Here is an 18,436-nt window from a genome sequence, read left to right as displayed (position 1 = left end):
ATGGAGCAAGCCAAGGGTAAAGCCGAGGTTATTATAGCAAAACAACGCCATGGTCCGACAGGAATCGTTCCCCTTGCCTTTCAACCCGACTTTACATGCTTTAGTGATTTGGAAAAATAGGAGCAGAAAAATGCGTTAAAGAGAGCTTTAAATACCCTTTGAAAGGTCTTTGAAGACCCTTTGAGAACATCTTTAAAACTCTTTGAGAAAAAATAAATTGGTACAAAACCTAGTGTCAAAATATACAAAACCCGCTGGCAAGCTACACAAGCTACAAGCAAGCTACATACATACAACTGGCTGGGGAACTTGGATTCGAACCAAGATTGACGGAGTCAGAGTCCGCTGTTCTACCATTAAACTATTCCCCAATAAGCCAATTTTACCATTTCTAGCAGATTCTATAGTGTAGGCAAGTGCAAAAAATCTTTAGATTATCAATAATAAAGAGCGATAGGGATATCATTATAATCCCAGTAGTGGCGGTCTCAATGTTTTAGCATATAGCAATAAGCGAATAAACACATATAAATAGAGCACACCGTGAACGGAAGCATCACAAACTCTTGTTGAAATATTCTCTATATAGGCATACTTTGTTAAAAGACAGCTACTAAATCATGGAGAATTAATGAGTAATATTTCCACTTATCCTGTTCCCCCAAACCTACAGTTGGTATATGTCTCAAATGTAGAATATTCTACCGCTTTTTACAAATTCATCTTCAAAAAAGAACCTGTGTTTACTTTGCCACGCTATGTTGCATTTGCTTTTTCGGGGGATGCACTCTTTGCTCTCTGATCTGGGGGCGATACGCCTGAGGAAAATGCACCTCGTTTTTCAGAAATCGGCATTATGTTGCCTAAGGGAGAGGATGTAGATAAGCTCTATGCGGAATGGAAAGAGCAAACCACTGTTGAGATAAATGTTTTGAAGGAACCGTATACTGATGTATTTGGACGTACCTTCCTAACCAAAGATCCAGACGGACATATTATTCGTGTTTGTCCACTAGATTAAAAAGCCTGAGATCCGATGTTTAATCGTCTGAATTATAATACCTGAATTATAATAATTGTCTGTTTCCAAAACCTATAAGCTATGCACGCTAGGAGGCTTACTTACGACGCGTGGCTTATCCGTTCGGTGCTGTTCCATTATATTCAGCCCCACAACTTGCCTGTTCCCACAGGCGGCCTCATTGGCTTGGACATCAGTCGGCGTTATTGCATGGCCAGTGATCAGTATCTGTAAATCATAGAAGCTATCCCTCATCGCCTTATGTGGAGTCTTTTGTTGGAATGGGAGGAATATTCTTTACAAGGAAATTGATATCTTTATGAAGTTAAAAAGGTACTGTACATAAAAACTAATAAAATAAATACATTAAGTGCAGTTATTTTGTATAAACCCACTTAAGAATCCATACTTTTATGCATGTTTGAATTGATCATTTTTTATATAAGATTGCCATGGATGAATAGACCATAAAAAGCAAATCATGATGTAAATATTATAACGCATGGGTGCATTCAAATGAAATGAAAAGCGGTTATCATTCATAACAGGTCATAAATTTTATGATACGTTTTTATCACAGCACAAATCACATTGTTTTAAATTTCAGTCGTTTGGAATTATCGATAACATAAATTGTATACATTTAAGAATGGGATGTGTTTTGCTCTTTATTTGAGTGCAACCTTAAAAGGAATAATCGTTTGAAACTATCATAAGCTTATGGATTGAGTTCATAAAGATTGCATAAAAGAATTTAAAGACAAGATCGTTTTTAAAAACGCTTACTAAAAAGTTAGTAAATGATAGGCAGGCATTATATGGATACTATCATCACAATATAGAATGAAAATCACAATGTTATGTCTTATGAAACTGAAAACCTTTTAATGATATAACGCAAGCAAGCGAGCAAAAAACGTTTTAAAAGTTACAGTTTAAAAATACGAAACCAAATGAGCTCCCCCCAAATTGGGGGGCACCTATTGAAAAAAAGATGAGGCAGCAAAATTCAAAACCATTGTAACATCTAAGGCATGGGATTTTATTCAATTTTGAGTCAAAAGCTATAATGTTTAAAGATGGCTCTATTCTAAAGATAATGCCTCCAAAATTGGATTGGTTGATTTTGCCAACTCAAATTTGAGCTGGTTAATTTGCAAAGAAGTTACATTTGAGTGCAAAATGAAAAGATACTTATGAAAGCCTTATTGAGAAAACATTCATTTAAGATGCATTTTCTTTTGATTGGATTGATAAAGTTACTAAGCTTTTATAGGCTCTATAATGCTAATGAATGATATCAAAATCATAGCTATCATTTACGTTTCTTTTGATAAGTTTTCATATTTCTAATAGAGCACTTGCAATATGATACGTTTTGTATATATGCATTCATTACTCCATTGTGGATGATTCATTCGAATCTTATAATCAATATCTGAAAGCCGCGTCATATCATTTGGCACGGCTTTCTTTTTTGAATTCTCTTTAGATAGGTTTATAGCTATTAGATAAGGCGTTCCCATAAACATAGCCAGATATACGTGTATTACTATGGAAAGGATTTATTTGCGAGAGGATTACCAGACGATGTTTGCTTTGCTTGTGCAATTAAAGAGAAAGTCAATGATGTGCCTCAGATCCGAAAAATCTTTAGCCAATTTAAGATAAAAGAGGTTGGCACATCTTATACATGTGGTTCAAAGAATCCGCACCGGCTCAAGAGCTTATCATCTCAAATTGCAATTTTTAGAGGAAGAGAAAAATATGCATTAAAGGGATTTTAAATAACCCGTGAACGTTTTTGAAGATCCTTTGAAAAAAATAAATTGATGCAAAACCTGCTTTCAAATTATACAAAACCCGATGACAAGCTACAATCATTAAATACTGGCTGGCATTAAATACTGGCTGGGGAACTTGGATTCGAACCAAGATTGACGAAGTCAAAGTCCGCTGTTCTACCATTAAACTATTCCCCAATAAGCCAATTTTACTATCCCTAGCAGATTCTATAGTGCATGCAAGCGCAAAAAATCTTTATGATTATCGATAATAAAGAGCGATAGGGATGTCATTAATTGTTTTGATTTGAATATCGACATCGTAAATGTCTTTAAGAATTTCTGGTTGCATAATTTCTTTTGGAGTCCCACAATAGGCCGCTTTCCCATTTTTCAATGCAACAATCATATCTGAGTAAGATGAGGCAAAATTAATATCGTGCATAACAATAAGAATGGTTTTTTTCAGTTCATCAGCTGTGCGGCGTAACTGCTTCATCATAGAAACGGCATGTTTCATATCCAGATTGTTTAATGGTTCATCTAAAAGAAGATAATCAGTGTCTTGGCAGATAACCATGGCTATAAAAGCGCGTTGACGCTGACCACCAGAAAGCTCATCTAAAAAACGGTCTTTTAAATCTTGTAAGCCGAGATAGCGTAGCGCACTGTCGATAAATTGTTTATCTTCATGTGTATACCAGCCTTTTGAATAAGGATAGCGTCCGAAACTTACTAAATCGTACACGGTTAAGCGAAAAGACAAAGGATTTTCTTGACGCAGAATTGAGAGTTTTTGAGCCAAAATATCGTGGGGCATTTTATCAATATCAAAGCCGTCGATATGAATTGTACCATTATGGTGTGGCAAAAGACGTCTTATCAGCATTAAAAGAGTTGATTTTCCGGAACCATTGGGCCCAATGAGAGAAATAATCCCCCCTTTTGGAAGATGAAGGCATAAATTATCGATAATCAATCGTGCTCCGTAAGCCTTGGAAAGATGATTGATCTCAATCATTTTAGTTTTCCCTTCATCAGTAACATTAAGAAAACAATACCCCCACAAAACTCAATGATAAAACTTAAACGCCCTGCCATATGAAAAATTTGTTCTAAAATAAATTGTCCCCCCACCAAACAAATAATCGCTAACAATATTGCAATCGGCACAACAACACTGTGTTTTGCTTGAGGAGAAAGTTCATAGGAAAGGTTGGCAACTAACAGTCCAAAAAAGGTGACGGGGCCTACTAATGCGGTGGAAATGGATACGAGAATGGAAACAAAAATAAGGACAGCTGTCGCACTTTTGTGGTAATTAACGCCAAGATTGAGGGCATTTTCACGTCCCAAAGCCAAAATATCAAGAAGATGACGGGAATGCCATCCAATCAGACTCACAATGAAGACAATGATTGTGGCAAAGCTTATTAATGGTGTATTGAATTTATTAAAATTTGCAAACATAATATCCGTTAAATTCATCATTTGGTCTGGATTTAGTTGCAATTGCATAAACATCCGTAAACTGAAAAAAAAGCCGCCTAAAACAACACCGATTAAAAGCGTCAAATGAAGCCCTTTTAGGCTTCCTGAAAAGAGCCAGCGAAAAAGGCTTATTGAAAAAAGAATAAGAATGAGGGCTTCAAGAACAAGCTGTCCTTCTTCATTCAAAAAGGGTAAAGAAAGAGAGCCTACAAAATACATTAGGGCAGTCTTTATTAAAATATAAAGCTGATCAAATCCCATAATTGAAGGGGTAAGAAGACGGTTATTAACGATTGTTTGAAATAAAACCGTAGAAACGCTTATTGCGTAGGCAATAAGAAGCAGAGAGGAAAGTTTTGTAAGACGAAATTTCCATGTATAAACATTGATATTCCATGTCATGTAAAGACTAATGATAGTACATGCTATGATGATAAGTGTTGTTAGTACACATATTGTTTTTCTTCTTCTATCCAAGACGCTTTCTCCAGCGTAAAAGCAGTATCATAAAAATAAAACTACCGATTACACCCATTATGGTGCTGATGGGAATTTCAAGAGAGGGATGAATTATTCGTCCTAAAAGATCACAAATCAAGACCAATCCTGCACCGCTGATGGCCACCCAAGGAGCGGTATAGCGCATATTATCTCCCATGAAACTTGAAACAATATTTGGAATAATCAACCCAACAAAAGGAATACGGCCAATGGTACAGACAACAACAGCAGTGATTGAGGCGACAATAAAAAGACCAAAAAACATGACAACACGATAATTCAATCCAAGGTTGTTGGTTAAATCTTCTCCCAAACTTGCAACCGTAAAGCGATCAGCAGTACAATAGGCTAGAATACAAAGGGGAAGGGATAACCATAAGAGCTCATATTTTCCTTCAAGAACCATCGCAAAACTGCCAAATAAGTAAGCTTGAAGAGAAGGGAGTAACATTTCATAATCTGCAATGGCATTGGTTAAAGAGCCAATAATATAGCTTAGCATAATCCCTGTAAGGGGTACAATGAGAGCAGATTTTAGAGGAATGCGTCGCAATAAAAACATAAAAAGTAAAGTGCCTGCCATTGCAAAAATTGTCGCAACGACCATTTTTCCTAAAACAGGAATATCGGGTAAAAAAATCATAATAAAAAGAATGCCAAGGGAAGCAGATTCAATGGTTCCAGTGGTTGATGGCTCGACAAAGCGATTGCGTGTCAATAGTTGCATAATCATACCTGAAAGTGCAAGTGCTGCGCCTACTAAAAGGATTGCAATGGTACGAGGAAGACGTGTTTGCCAAAAGATAAGCCAGGCATGGGGATCTGCTGCGAATAGGTCAGAAGGTGTGACATCAGAATAACCAACAAAAATGCTGAGGATAGACAGGAAAATTAGAAGTGTTATGGTTATCCAGTAATTCTTCACGTTAAATCATTTTCTAACAAAACCTACAAAAAGCAAAGACTGCTTAATAAACAACCTCTGCTTTTAAATTTTATTTATATATCAAGCAAGCTCTTTTGTACGCTTATTTGCTCTTTGTAAAGGCTTCATTGATCTGCTGTGCGGTTTCAATGAGTGCCGTTAAACCACCATTTGCACGATACCAGCTCCAAGAGTCCAAATAAATAATTTGGTTTTGTTTGCTCGCTGTTGTGCGGTGAACAAGCTCATTGTTGAGCAATTGTGCTGCGGATTGTCCTTCCCGTCCAATGGCTGCATCGCGATCAATCACTAACAACCAATCAGGATTGGTTTCAAGAATGAATTCAGGAGAAATGAGTTGTCCATGTTTTTGCACGGTAAGTTTATCGGTTGCAGGGGCAATTCCAAAAGCGGAGTGAAAAATATCGAAACGTGATTTTGGTCCGAAAGCACTGATTTTTCCACCAGAAGTCATGAGTATGAGCCCAGTGCCTTTTCCTTGGGTATTTTTACGGACTTCAGCAAAAGCTTCATTGAGTTTTGCAATTTCCTGTTCTGCTTCTTGTGTTTTGCCAAAAATTTTTCCAAGGATAGACACATTTCGTTTAATATCTTCAAGAGAATTTTCGTTTTCTACTGTTAGATCAATTGTTGGAGCTATTTTGGATAAATCTTTATATTTTGCTTGAGTTCTGGAGGAAATAATAATCAAATCGGGTTGAAGAGTGGCAATTTTTTCATAATCTGGTTCAAAAACGGTTCCAATTCTTTCATATTTTTCATCATTAAATTGTTGCAGATAGGAAGGTTTTTTTCCTTCTGGAAGGCCGATAACGGCTTTGATACCAAGGCGATTCATATTATCTAGCGAAGCAAGATCAAACACAGCAACCTTTTGCGGAGAAGCGGGAACAGAAGTCGTGCCTGAAACATGATCAATCGTTACATTTGTCTGGGTACTGGTATTTGCAATACTCGTATGAGTCCACAAAACCGTTGCAAAGCTGATGGCAACCAGTAAAACAGAAGTCATCCATTTCATATATTTTATCATCGTGATTTTATCCTTTTATCTGATATTACAAGGGGTTGTGCAATTAAAAACTTAACTTTGGTATTTTTATGCACAAAATGAAGCGTAAATAAATAACACTATGTTGTAAAGTTGACTTACATATGTTACAAATCGTTCACTTACCTCATTTTCACTTAATTCTAGTGTTTTTGCAACATTATTTAGAAAGTTTGACATATGATCAATGTATTTAAAAAGCGTACACGTTTGTACGCACTGACAACAAGTGCTTTCTTCTTTTTACAAGGTGTAGATGCTTCTATGGGGAGTGGTAGTTGGTTTACACTACCTTCAATTTCATTGCCATCATTATCATCATTATCATCATCATTATCATCATCAATATCATCTTTAACCTCTTTAGGTGGAGGATCGAGCTCAGGAGCTACAACACCACCCGAAGGAGTGGAGACTCCTGGAATAGCACAATCTAGAACCGGTGATTCTGTTGATAGTGGTTCTGTTCAGGATCAGGCTCGGATTGGGCCTGTTTTAAGTTCTATTCGACCTATTAGTGCTTGTCATTCTAGAAAGAATAATGTTTTTGTTCCTGGCATGATACGGAATATTGCAGGGAGTAGTGTTCGTATTGCGGGTGGTGCAGGTGCTGTGCCTAATGTTGCGAGTGGTGCAGGTGCTGTGCCTAATGTTGTGGGTGGTATTTCAGATGGTGTGGGTGCTGTGCCGGGGGTCCCAGGTTCAGGCGTCTTATCTACTCGGATAAAAACAGTAGAAAAAACAGTAGAAAAAGTGGCGCAAGAAGGTGTACCAGTTGGCTTCGGTGGCCCATTAGCTCTTGTACAAGATACATTATCAGGTAATATAGCAGGAGCAGGAGGAGGATTAAACACTGTAAGTCAACAAATAACTATATCAGGTGTTCCGAGTGGCGAAAATATAACGAACCTGCCTGCTATTCCAGGTGTTGGTCCTGGTACTATAACAAATGATGCTTTGAGTAGCATGCCAGGTGTTCCAGGTGCAGGCAGTGTACCTACTAGGAGAGCAAGAGCAGTAAGAGCAGAACATGTGGAAGCAAGAACAGGTGGGGGGAAAGCACGTGCCGGGTTTGCAGGTGTACCAAGTGGATTAGATGGAGAGTTGGTTAGAGGATTAGATCTTCCAAAAACTGTAGATGTGTGGAAATTATTTAATATTCCGCGAGGAGATAATTCAAGTGGTGGTGCTCAAACCCATTTTCCAATGGGGGAAGAGGTGCTAATCGTACAAAAAGCGAGTGCAGATGCTCTTGTTGGTATGCCAGGTATATCACGTCCTGTATTGAATTCTTTACCAGCTGATGTATCAGGTAATATAATCCCTGGTGTGAGTGTATCTGTGCCAGTTGGTGACGGTGTTGGGGCTATAGAATTTATAGATTCTGTGGAGGCCGGTAAAGGATTAGCTGATTTACTCAATGGTGATCAGCGAATATATGGGTCTATTTCCTGTAATCAGTCCGGAGTATATACTCTAATAGGGGGGGCGATTATAGCGGATCAAGGTGAAAATGCTGTAAATGTGGAATCTCCTTCTGATGATGGGAAAGTAGTTGTTAATTTGGAAGAAGTATCCATTGAAAGTATGAAGATTGAGAAAGAACTTTCTGAAAGTTTATCTTCGGCGGGTATACAGAATGATAAAGTAGATATAGAGAACATAAGTAGTTTATATAGTCTTGATCCGCTTTATGCTGGTGTATATGTCAGAGATTCTTCTCAAAATATGAATGCAGAGGTTAATTTGAAAAACTCAAATATTCAGGGTTTTTTTATTGGGCTTCGGGCTGAAGGGACTGGAAAGATCACGATGGTGGGGGGAGGGATTAGAGATACGTATATAGGTGCTCTTGCTAGTGATGGTGGGCAGATTTTTTTAAAGAATGTAGATATTAATGTTAAAAGAATCGGCTTAGTTAGTTTGGGTGCATCTGTTATAGGGATGAAGTCTGGGGCAATTAATGTAAAAGAGGGTGGAAGAGGAGTTATCTCTGCAGAAGAGGGGATTGTTCTACTAGACGGGACGGCTATTACAGTTGCTGAGGAACCAAAAACTCAAGAAGCAGATGCTTCAGAGACGAGTATAGGGTTATTGTCACTTGGGGGTACTGTTTCCTTTAAAAATGGAGAGCTTAAAGCTTCCAATACTATTGCTTTGTTGGTAAATGATAACTCTGAGAATAATATCTATGGAGTTTCGGATGCACTAGATGTGGAGGATGATGATAACGATGATGATAACGATGATGATAACGATGATGATGTAACTTTGAAACAGCAGAAACTCGACACTGGTGACGTTGTTGGTGAGGTGATCTCTATTGAATCTGAAGATAGTGCTGTACTTGATAGTGTTAGTTCCGCGTTTTTTGAGGTTTTATCCTCTGTGGAGGATTTTTTAGGGGAGGATGCCGATTCTAATGCATCTTCTGGAATTGCTGCTGAAGATTCTGCAGATGTGTCGGATGCAGATTCTAGGGTTATCAAGTTAATAGTTTCTGATATTCAAAATTCAACTATTAAATTGACAGGTAAGTCTCGTGGTGTATTTTTTGGTGATGTACCTTCGAATGTGAGGGAAGAAAATAGTCAAACGAGTGTGAGAGAAGAAAGTGGTCAACATGGACAACAGAGTCTAGTAGAGGGTGGAACAAAAGATAATAGAGATAGTTTGCATGCAGTTCTTTTGAAAAATACTTCTCTCAAAGTTCCTGATGGTGTGGTCGTTTATGCTAACAGTTTGGATGGGTACGTCGTTGTAAAAGATGACTCAACTCTTTCGGGTGATTTAGTGTTGAAAGCTGAAGAGGGAGCGCATTTGTCGGTTCTTGTTGAAGACTCTGTCGTCATGGGGGGAGCTCACGTTGATAAAAAATCTCAAGCTAGGCTTTTTCTATCTGGGGGATCAGAGTGGTATTTAACAAAGAATCTGCATAATAGTTTGGAAGATTCAGATACGGGTTGTGTAGATTCATGTCTTTCATCTATGAAACTTGTAGATAGTAATGTTAGATTTTTTACTTCTTTGAAAGATGGAAGTACATCTAAGAAAGATATTGAGTATCGAACTCTTCGCATAGGAAATGGGAAGGGAACAGTTTATAGTGCTTCTGCCGCTTCTGGTGCTACAATTTACTTCAATGCAAATTTGATGCCTAGCAATACAGAAAAATCTACAGAAAAATCTCAAATATCTGACAGATTGTTGATTCATGGTGATGTTTCTGGGAAAACAATGGTAGTTGTGAATGATACTTCTGATGGTATACCACAAGAGGATACACCTCATAGTATTTCAATTATTCAGGTTTTTGGAAATGCAGAGAGGGATTCTTTTAAGCTGAAAGGTGATTATATTACACGAGAAGGGTTGCCTTATAAGTATGTTCTTCGTGCTTATGGTCCAACTATTCCTCCGAAAATGCAGTATTTCGATAATACATTACTTAAAAATAGTGGAAGTGTTTGGGATTTTCGTTTAGAAAATGAATATTTTATACCTCTCGTTTCTGCTTATACTGCTACTGCTAATTTTCAACCTGTTTTTAAAGTTAAGCCAAAAGTTAAGCCACTTGTTGCAGTTGCTTCTCCTAAAACTGAAGTAGATACTAATGCTGATACTGATACTGGTGAAGTAAATAATGAATTCACAACTTCTCTTGTACATGGAGAATCTGCATCTGTAGTCTCTGTTCAAGGTAATTCACTTTTGAGATCTGAAACATCTGACGGATTTTATGAAGATGATGAATATAGTGAATATGAAGAAGATGATTTTGAGGTATTTGTATTGTCTGAAGATTTATTGTCTGAAGATTTATTGTCTGAAGATTTAATGCGTACCGTTTCACCTGTTACTCCATCTTCGTCATCTGTCACTCCTCCTGTATCCGGAAATTTGGCACCTTTAGTACCTCCAAGAGTTAATTTAAGTGGGAAATCTGATACTAGTAGGGGGCTTGTAATATCTGCAGATGAAATTTCTGTAACACCTGAGTATCATACTGTATCTAAGAGGCCATTACCTATAAAGTCAGCTGCTGCTATGAGGTCTTCTTCTCCATCTGCTATACCTTCTAATGGAGCTGCTGCTATACCTTCTAATGTAGCTGCTGCTATACCTTCTAATGGAGCTGCTGCTATACCTTCTAATGGAGCTTCTGCTACATCTTCTAATGTAGCTTCTGCTACATCTTCTAATGTAGCTTCTGCTACATCTTCTAATGTAGCTTCTGCTATGAGGTCTTCTTCTCCTGTGGTTTCTGAGATATCTGCTATACCTTCTAATGGAGATTCTGCTATGAAGCCTTCTGCTTCTGTAGTTTCTGAGACACCTGCTATATCTTCTAATGTAGCTTCTGCTATGAAGCCTTCTGCTCCTGTAGTTTCTGAGACGTCTACTGTATCTTCTAAAGGAGCTTCTTCTATAAATGCTTCTGCTTCTGTAGTTTCTGAGACGTCTACTGTATCTTCTAATAGAGCTGCTGCTATGGAGCCTTCTTCTCCTGTGGTTTCTGTAAAGCCTGTTGCATCTTCTAGAGCTGTTGGACGTGTTCTTATGATTAGTAATGCTGGTGGTGGAGATGTTTCTTCTAAGAAAACGGTTTCTTCTACGTGTGATGCTATACAGAATAATGGTGTGAAGGCGTTGCAAACTCCTTATTCATGTAGTGATGGTCAATCTCGGACAATAACCAACCTTACATTGAAGGCAAGCGATAAAACTCAGCATCCTATGCATGTAAAAAATCAGGATACGGTTATTAAGTTAGAGGGGGCCACCATTAGTGGTGCAGATTTTTCTGATAGAAAAAATAATGTTGATTTTAATGAAATACATGCCGTGAGTGCTGTGCTTGCAGAAGATAAAGCAGAAGTTATTTTGGATAAAAAATCAAAAATCCAATCTTCTGTGATTGGGCTTGAAGCGCAAAGTGGTGGAAAGGTTAAGATGACTGGTGGGACAGTCGATGCGCTTTATGTAGGCGCTTTGGCGGGTTCTGGATCATCTGTTAATTTAAAGGATACGAAAATTAACGTGACGGGGGATTTGGCTGCGGCTGGTTTGGTAAGTCTGGCTGGTAAGGTGTCTATGGACTCTGGGGCTATTACTTTGGAAAAGGGAGTGGCTGTGAGGTCAGAAGCTGGGGGAAGCGTTGAGTTAGACAAAGTTAATATTACTGCGAAAAAAGGACAGGGTAAGTTAGATTCCGCAGATAACTTTGGGCGTGCAGCTTTTCTGTTGAGTGATAATGCTTCTGTTGATTTTAAGAATGGGAATGTTGTGACTGATGCTCATGCTTTGTGGATTATGAAGTCTGATGATAATGTGGTTGAGACCGGCTCTTCTAGGAGAAGGAGATCTTCTGAGGTTCGTCCTACTACGAATCATGCAAATATCGAGTCTTCTATTGTTACAGTGGAAGGTGATGGAACCTATGGTATATATTTTGATGGGGGAATACAGAAAGAAGCGAGTCAACAAAATCGGAGTGAGGATTTAGCAACTGAGAAAGCAATTGTTGTTAAGCGGAGTACTGTATCCAAACAGGAAAAAACGCTTGTAGGCATAACAGGGACAGTTTCGTTGAAAAAAACTGATTTTGAAGTTGCAAGTGGTATAGCGATCTATGGTAATAATTCTGGTGGTCATGTTTCAGTAGAAAATAAAACAACTCTTGTTGGTGACTTGTTGTTGAAGGCTGACAATGATTCCAATATATCGGTTTTGGTTGATAGTTCTATTGTTAAAGGCGATGTTCGCGTTGATAAAAGTTCTTATGCAAAATTAGATTTAATTAATCAATCAGAGTGGATTCTAAAAAGAAGTGCACAGAGGAATTTGGGTACTCCAGATTTAGGATGTGTGGATTCATGCGTTTCTTCTGTAAGTCTTGTAAATAGTACTATTGATTTTGCATCTTCGGAATCTGAAGGAAAATATCAGACTCTCCATATTGGAAATGGGAAAGGAACAGTTTATGCTGCACAGGGTAATGCTGCAATTCATCTCAATGCACGTTTAAATCCTCATGATCCGAATAATCAGCAAGTCACTGATCGGCTTGTAATTCATGGTGATGTTTCTGGAAAAACAAAAATACATGTACGAGGTGATGCGGGCAATGTAGGAGATGGTAAAGCGAATGCCAAGATTGCTCATACTGTTTCAATTATTCAGGTCTATGGTCAAGCAAAGAAAGACTCTTTCCAACTCGATGGCAATTATGTTGCACTGAGAAACTCACCTTACAAATATACTCTTCGTGCTTATGGTCCAGAAGCGACTTCGAAACAGGAGCATGTTCAGCAGAAATTTGTTAAGGATGGTGGAGAATTTTGGAACTTCCGTTTAGAAAATCAGTATGTTAAGTCTGTTGGATCTGCTGCCCTTCCTGAACAATTTGTAAGGTCTGTTGTTCCACAGGTTCCAACTTATCTTGTCTTGCCTAATAGCGTATTCCACGCTGGTTTGATGGATATTAGCAATCAAAATAAGCAATTGGAGACGTTGCGGATGACTTCTACAGGAATGGTAGAGGTTCGTGAAAATCCCGCTTTATACTTGCGCGGCTATGGTGGAAGTTACCGTTATGCTTCAGATCTTTCCGCACTTGAATATGGTTATGACGGCGATCTTAGTTATAATGGTGTAGAGGCAGGTGTTCTGCTGCAAACTATTGAAAATGCTGACAGTGCTATATCCTTTGGCGTTATGGGAACTTATGGAAAACTTTCTCTGCAGCCTTTGAATGTTGAGCAAAGCCAGAAGAGTGCATTTGATAAATGGACTGCTACGGTATATGGTAGCATGCAGCATAATGCTGGCTTCTATGTCGACGGTCTTTTATCCTATGGTCTGTTCAAAGGTGATGTTCTCACCCTTGCACGGGGTAAAACAGCAACATTAAAAGGTAATCCTTTGAGTGTTTCTTTAGCTGGTGGTCAGACAATTGCGACAGGATATAAGGGTTTTGTCTTTGATCCGCAGGTTCAGGTTGTGTATCAACATCTCCAGTTTAATAAAGCTCGTGATATTGACAATTTTGATATTGAAATGGGTAACCTTAATCAGTGGGTAGCACGTGTTGGTGGACGCTTAACCAAGATTCCTACAGGTTCTGAAGGCGTGAATGCTATTGCTTTCTATGGTAAGCTTTATCTTGCTCATGGTTTTGAAGGAAAACAGTCTGTGCATTTCAATGATGCTTTCAAGTTAGGAGCTTTTGGTTCCTCTATAGAGGCTGGATTAGGTTTTAATGCCAAATTGTTGCCACAGTTCTCTCTGCATGCTGATATTCTCTATCAACATAAGCTTAATAAGGCTGGTTTTTCGGGAACAAGTTTTTCCGGAGGAGTACGTTATCAGTTTTAATATAAGGTACACTATGTACCTTATTAGAAAAGGCAGCACATTGTGCTGCCTTTTCTCTTTATAACAACTTGTGTTGTTCTTAAAAAATCTCGTCTTCTTTATTAAGCAAAAAAGACATAGTTTGTTTTATGCATGAGAGCACTTTTCTCCGCTAAAGCGAATTTTCTTAAAATTTATGCTACTACTGATGCGATAGAGTGCTTCGCTTTTATCGGCTTTTAAAGCGTTCAGCAGACCGGTATGCGTTACGTTATCCTTTTTGGTACTGTATTGATATTATCTAATATAATATTTGATGTTTTCTAAAGCTCGTTTTTGAGCGTTTGTTTTCTACTGATTTAAGTCATTGTTTCATTCATCTCCTTGTGGATTAATTTTTAAAGTTCACAAGGTTTGATTGTGTTTTTAATTAATTGCACGCACCGGTTTTATTTTTTCTTTACACGAAATACAGAATGCATTATACACTTATAAAGTGTGTTTTGTAACTATTCTCTTATAGGTGGTTTTGGCGTAGAGCTTTTGCCAAATTTATTGGGATAATTCATTGCACAGTTCAGATGAGCATGAGGCATGTTCTTTTGTTACACTTTTCGTATTTTTGAGGTGTGCAATGGGGTGTTTTGTAAGTGCTTTTGTTTTTAATGAGAGGGGAAGGAAAGTTTCGAGGGAACTATGATTAAAGTTTTTAGAAATCATGTATGTTTATGTGCTTGTACAACCGCTATCCTCTCTTTGCTTCAAAATGGAGCAATGGTTGAAGCAAGTGTTAAAGGGCATTATAGTACGTCTTCTTATGGTATTAGCAATATCGAGACCGATGTTTATGTCGTCCCAATTGCCCCCACTGTTCCAAACAGCAGTTATTTTATCAGTAGTGTTGATGGATATCCTATTAGGGATAATTTTTCTAACTTTTTCAGTGGATACAGTGAGGAAAAAGAAGGTGTATACGGCCGTGAAATATATGAAAATAATAAGCTTATATTACATGATGGTGCATATTATATATGCGATAATTGTGAAAAAGACAAAATTGATAATCGGTCTTATAAAGCTGTACGTGGGGGGAAACCGTCGAGCGTTACTGCTATAACGGTGAAAGGAATAGGTACAGAAGTTTGCGGGAAGGGTGTAACGGTTAGTAGTCAAGTTGCTGATAAAACTTTTCTAATGGGGGTGCATGTATTAGAGAACGGTAAGATTGTTTTGGAAGATCCGATTATCAAAGGCACAATTATAGCCCTTCGTGCGAGTAATGGCGTGATTGAGGTAAAAAATGGAAAGATTGTGGAGAACCATGAGGGTGTTGATGCAGCAGAGAAATCGTTTGTTCTTTTAGAAGATACAAAAGTTAAGACCGCTAATGGGAATGCAAGTCTTTTAAGTTATGATCATTCAGAAATTTGGATGTCAGGTGGATCAGTTGATTTTATGAACAGCCATGGGATTTCTTCGATGTTAGGTGGAAAAGTAAATCTCGAGAATGTTAAAATTACTGGGAAAGGTAAAGAAAAAAATTCGGATAATCATGCGGTTTTGCGTACGGATTTAGGGGGGGCTGTTAATTTAGAGGGTACTATTGTTAGTACTGGTGGGGGTGTCCATGGCATATTATTAGAAAATAAAGTTAATTCTATTCCTCTTCAGGAAGTTAAAAATTTATCAAATGAGGATTCTGATTCAAAGATTCCTGTGACTGAAGTTAATATGAAATCCTCTTCTGTTACCGTAAATGGTAAGGGATCTTATGGTATCTATTTTCGGGGAGAGAAGCCATGGAGTGAAGGTGGGGATAAAAAAGAAGAAATTTCATCAGAGGAAGAAAAAGTTCCACCACGATTAGAAGTTGTTAATTTGGATAAAACAGAGTTTTCTGTTTTAGACGATGCGGCTCTTTATGGTAAAAACATGATTTCTGGTGCGGTGGGGTTGGTACACAGCACTCTTCGTTCAGGGAATTTTTTATTAAAAGCTGAGGAAGGTGCTTCTATAACAGTTTTGGCGGATGCTTCTACTCTTGAGGGTCGCACACACGTTGATAAAAATTCTAATGCTGAGCTTTATTTGGGAGGTCATTCTCAATGGATTTTACAACAACCGTTGCAAAAAGATCAACACGAGGCTGCACATGATTCTTCTATTTCACTCGTGAGTCTTATGGATGAGAGCTCTATTAATTTTAAAAGACACGAATCTTCTTCTGTTGATGATTATCAAACCCTTCGTGTGGGAAAGGGAAAGGGTGAAGTTTATAAAGCACAGGGCGGTGCCTCTATTTCTCTTAATACATACCTGAATAGTGGTGGTGCTCTTGATCATCAAAAGACTGATCGTGTTTTAATTCATGGTGATGTTTCGGGAAAAACAAAGCTCCAAGTGCATGGAGTTGCAGGAAGTCCAGGAGGATATACGGGAAAGGGGGGGAATGCTGAAGGTATTTCAATCATTCAGGTTTCTGGAGAAGCAAAGCAAGATTCTTTTCAGTTGGAAGGTGGTTATGTAGCATTAGATAAATTGCCTTATCAGTATAAGCTTTATAGTTATGGTCCAGGGTCTCATTTGGGAAAAGCAAACATGGATCAAAGATTAGTTGAAGGGAACGGAGAATTTTGGGATTTTCGCCTTGAAAGTAGATCGATAGATTCTGATGTTAAACCTAAACCAGATCCTGACCCAATTCCAGGACCAGAACCTTTTCCAGAACCAGCTCCGGAGCCTCATCCTCGTCCTAAGCCGGGCGTTAAGGCTGTTGTTCCGCAGGTTCCGACTTATCTCCTTTTACCTAATGCCTTACGTCATATTGGTTTGATGAATGTTAACAATCAAAATAAGCGATTAGAAGCTTTGCGAATTGCTTCTGGGGGCTTATTAGAAAGTCGTGAAAAACCTCTCTTTTTTGTGAGTGGTTATGGCGGCAATCATCGTTATACTTCAAATCTTTCTGCGCTTGAATATGGTTATGGCGGCGAGTTTGATTATAATGCACTAGAGGCTGGTGTTTTGCTGAAAGCAATCGAAAATACGTATGGTTCCACTTCTTTTGGAATTATCGGGGCTTACGAGAGATTTTCTTTGCAACCTTTGAATGTTGAGCAGAGTCAAAAAAGTACATTTGATAAATGGTCAGTTACAGCATATGGTGGTATGCAGCATGATGCGGGTTTTTACGTTGATGGTCTTGTGTCTTATGGGTTTTTTAAGGGTGATGTTCTAACAACCGCACGGGGCAAGACGGCAACATTAAAGGGAAATCCTTTAAGTGCTTCATTGACTGCTGGTAAAACATTTATGGTAGGAGAGGACGGTTTTGTTTTTGATCCTCAAGTTCAGGTTGTTTATCAATATCTTCAATTTAATAAGGTGCGTGATGTGGACGGCTTTGATATTGATTTAGGAAAGCTTCATCAATGGATAGGGCGTATTGGGGGGCGTTTAACAAAGAGGCTGGTCGCTACTGATGAGGCTCAAGTTATTTCTTTCTATGGCAAGCTTCATCTTGCTCATGGTTTTGAAGGAAAACAATTTGTGCATTTTAAAGATGCTTTTCAGCTAGGTGCTTTTGGTTCTTCATTAGAAACTGGGTTAGGTTTTAATGCCCAATTGTCTCAAAAATTTGCGCTTTACGGCGATTTGGTTTATCAGCACAAACTAACGAAAGCTGGTTTTTCTGGAACGAGTTTTTCAGGTGGATTGCGTTATCATTTCTAGTGTTGTTCCTGTTTTTGATTAATCTTTCAAAAAGCCACAAGTTGTACTTGTGGCTTTTCTCATTCTCTATTCATCTTGTGTTATAGCATTTTTACGAGAGTGTGACTTTGCATATCTTTAATATGCTTTTAGGTTGGACTTCTTTCATTTTTTTGAAAAGTCTGAAGAGTTTGTACGTTATTGTTTCAAAATGCGTATTTCAGAGTGATTGTTATATTATTTATAATATTTTGATTTATAAAGATATTTTTTAATTTAGGGCGCTGAAATATTTTCAATGCTCTTATGATGAATCCATAAAAAGCATTCCTTTGTCTATTATATGTAAGATTGGCAAGTGGATAATCATTTAAGAAAGGGTCAATATAATTTTGGGAATTATGTTAAGAGGAGAGGATTTACAATATTAGAAATTGGCAAAGACAAAAATGCTACTCAGGCGCAATGAGGGCTGTATCCGATGAACTTTATATTATATCCGCTGTCGTTGTGAAATGGGGATGGAAATAATGAGATATATCTGAGAAAATTGGTGAATGAGAAACACAATGATA

Annotated in this window: 10 protein-coding genes, 2 tRNA genes and 1 pseudogene; 6 read left to right on the top strand and 7 right to left on the bottom strand. The window is 38.0% G+C overall.

Annotated elements, in window-relative coordinates; translation table 11 throughout:
- The coding region (locus tag ACFILY_RS07995) for a DnaB-like helicase C-terminal domain-containing protein (RefSeq protein WP_375659717.1) at positions 1–120 on the top strand (120 nt) is incomplete at its 5' end.
- Between the two features lie 177 nt (positions 121–297).
- Here ACFILY_RS07995 and ACFILY_RS07990 read toward each other — a convergent pair.
- Positions 298–371: transfer RNA gene (locus tag ACFILY_RS07990), tRNA-Gln, on the bottom strand.
- 260 nt (positions 372–631) lie between these two features.
- Between ACFILY_RS07990 and ACFILY_RS07985 the strand changes: the two genes are divergently transcribed.
- A complete protein-coding gene (locus ACFILY_RS07985; RefSeq protein ID WP_375643604.1) occupies positions 632–802 on the top strand; it encodes a hypothetical protein in 171 nt (56 codons plus the stop codon).
- Positions 803–856: 54 nt separating this feature from the next.
- Positions 857–1,021: a hypothetical protein gene (locus ACFILY_RS07980; RefSeq protein ID WP_375637794.1), complete on the top strand. Its 165-nt coding sequence runs from the start codon at positions 857–859 to the stop codon at positions 1,019–1,021.
- Positions 1,022–1,093: 72 nt separating this feature from the next.
- Here ACFILY_RS07980 and ACFILY_RS07975 read toward each other — a convergent pair whose 3' ends face one another.
- Positions 1,094–1,276, bottom strand: a complete 183-nt coding sequence (locus ACFILY_RS07975) for a hypothetical protein (protein WP_375637795.1) — start codon at positions 1,274–1,276, stop codon at positions 1,094–1,096.
- Between the two features lie 1,298 nt (positions 1,277–2,574).
- On the opposite strand from ACFILY_RS07975, the pseudogene ACFILY_RS07970 reads away from it, so the two are divergent.
- A pseudogene (locus ACFILY_RS07970) lies at positions 2,575–2,774 on the top strand (DNA adenine methylase); the annotation flags it as partial.
- A 155-nt stretch (positions 2,775–2,929) separates the two neighbouring features.
- Here the strand turns inward: ACFILY_RS07970 and ACFILY_RS07965 are convergent.
- The 5 genes from ACFILY_RS07965 to ACFILY_RS07945 form a co-directional block, all read right to left on the bottom strand.
- Positions 2,930–3,003: transfer RNA gene (locus ACFILY_RS07965), tRNA-Gln, on the bottom strand.
- Between the two features lie 64 nt (positions 3,004–3,067).
- Entirely contained in the window at positions 3,068–3,826 is a 759-nt protein-coding gene (locus tag ACFILY_RS07960) for an ABC transporter ATP-binding protein (RefSeq protein WP_375623948.1), read from the bottom strand.
- Positions 3,823–4,773, bottom strand: coding sequence for an iron chelate uptake ABC transporter family permease subunit (locus ACFILY_RS07955; protein WP_375631513.1), 951 nt, complete (start codon positions 4,771–4,773; stop codon positions 3,823–3,825). The genes ACFILY_RS07960 and ACFILY_RS07955 overlap by 4 nt, the downstream gene beginning before the upstream one ends.
- Positions 4,766–5,722 carry an iron chelate uptake ABC transporter family permease subunit gene (locus ACFILY_RS07950; RefSeq protein ID WP_273791483.1) on the bottom strand — a complete coding sequence of 319 codons (957 nt, stop codon included), beginning with the start codon at positions 5,720–5,722 and terminating at the stop codon, positions 4,766–4,768. The genes ACFILY_RS07955 and ACFILY_RS07950 overlap by 8 nt, the downstream gene beginning before the upstream one ends.
- 103 nt (positions 5,723–5,825) lie before the next feature.
- On the bottom strand, positions 5,826–6,776 hold the full coding sequence (locus tag ACFILY_RS07945; RefSeq protein WP_375637796.1) for a siderophore ABC transporter substrate-binding protein: 951 nt from the start codon (positions 6,774–6,776) through the stop codon (positions 5,826–5,828).
- 198 nt (positions 6,777–6,974) lie between these two features.
- Here ACFILY_RS07945 and ACFILY_RS07940 point away from each other — a divergent pair, with 198 nt between their 5' ends.
- Together ACFILY_RS07940 and ACFILY_RS07935 are read left to right on the top strand one after the other, a co-directional pair.
- The gene (locus ACFILY_RS07940) at positions 6,975–14,171 is read left to right on the top strand and encodes an autotransporter outer membrane beta-barrel domain-containing protein (RefSeq protein WP_375637797.1); all 7,197 of its coding nucleotides are present in this window, start codon (positions 6,975–6,977) and stop codon (positions 14,169–14,171) included.
- A 675-nt stretch (positions 14,172–14,846) separates the two neighbouring features.
- Entirely contained in the window at positions 14,847–17,882 is a 3,036-nt protein-coding gene (locus tag ACFILY_RS07935) for an autotransporter outer membrane beta-barrel domain-containing protein (protein ID WP_375637798.1), read from the top strand.
- The last annotated feature ends 554 nt before the right edge of the window (positions 17,883–18,436 follow it).

Source organism: Bartonella sp. CL25QHWL, from assembly GCF_042195335.1.
In the GTDB taxonomy this organism is placed as follows: Bacteria; Pseudomonadota; Alphaproteobacteria; order Rhizobiales; family Rhizobiaceae; genus Bartonella.
Note: the sequence above shows the minus strand (reverse complement) of the source record. Positions and strands in the feature narration are given on the sequence as shown.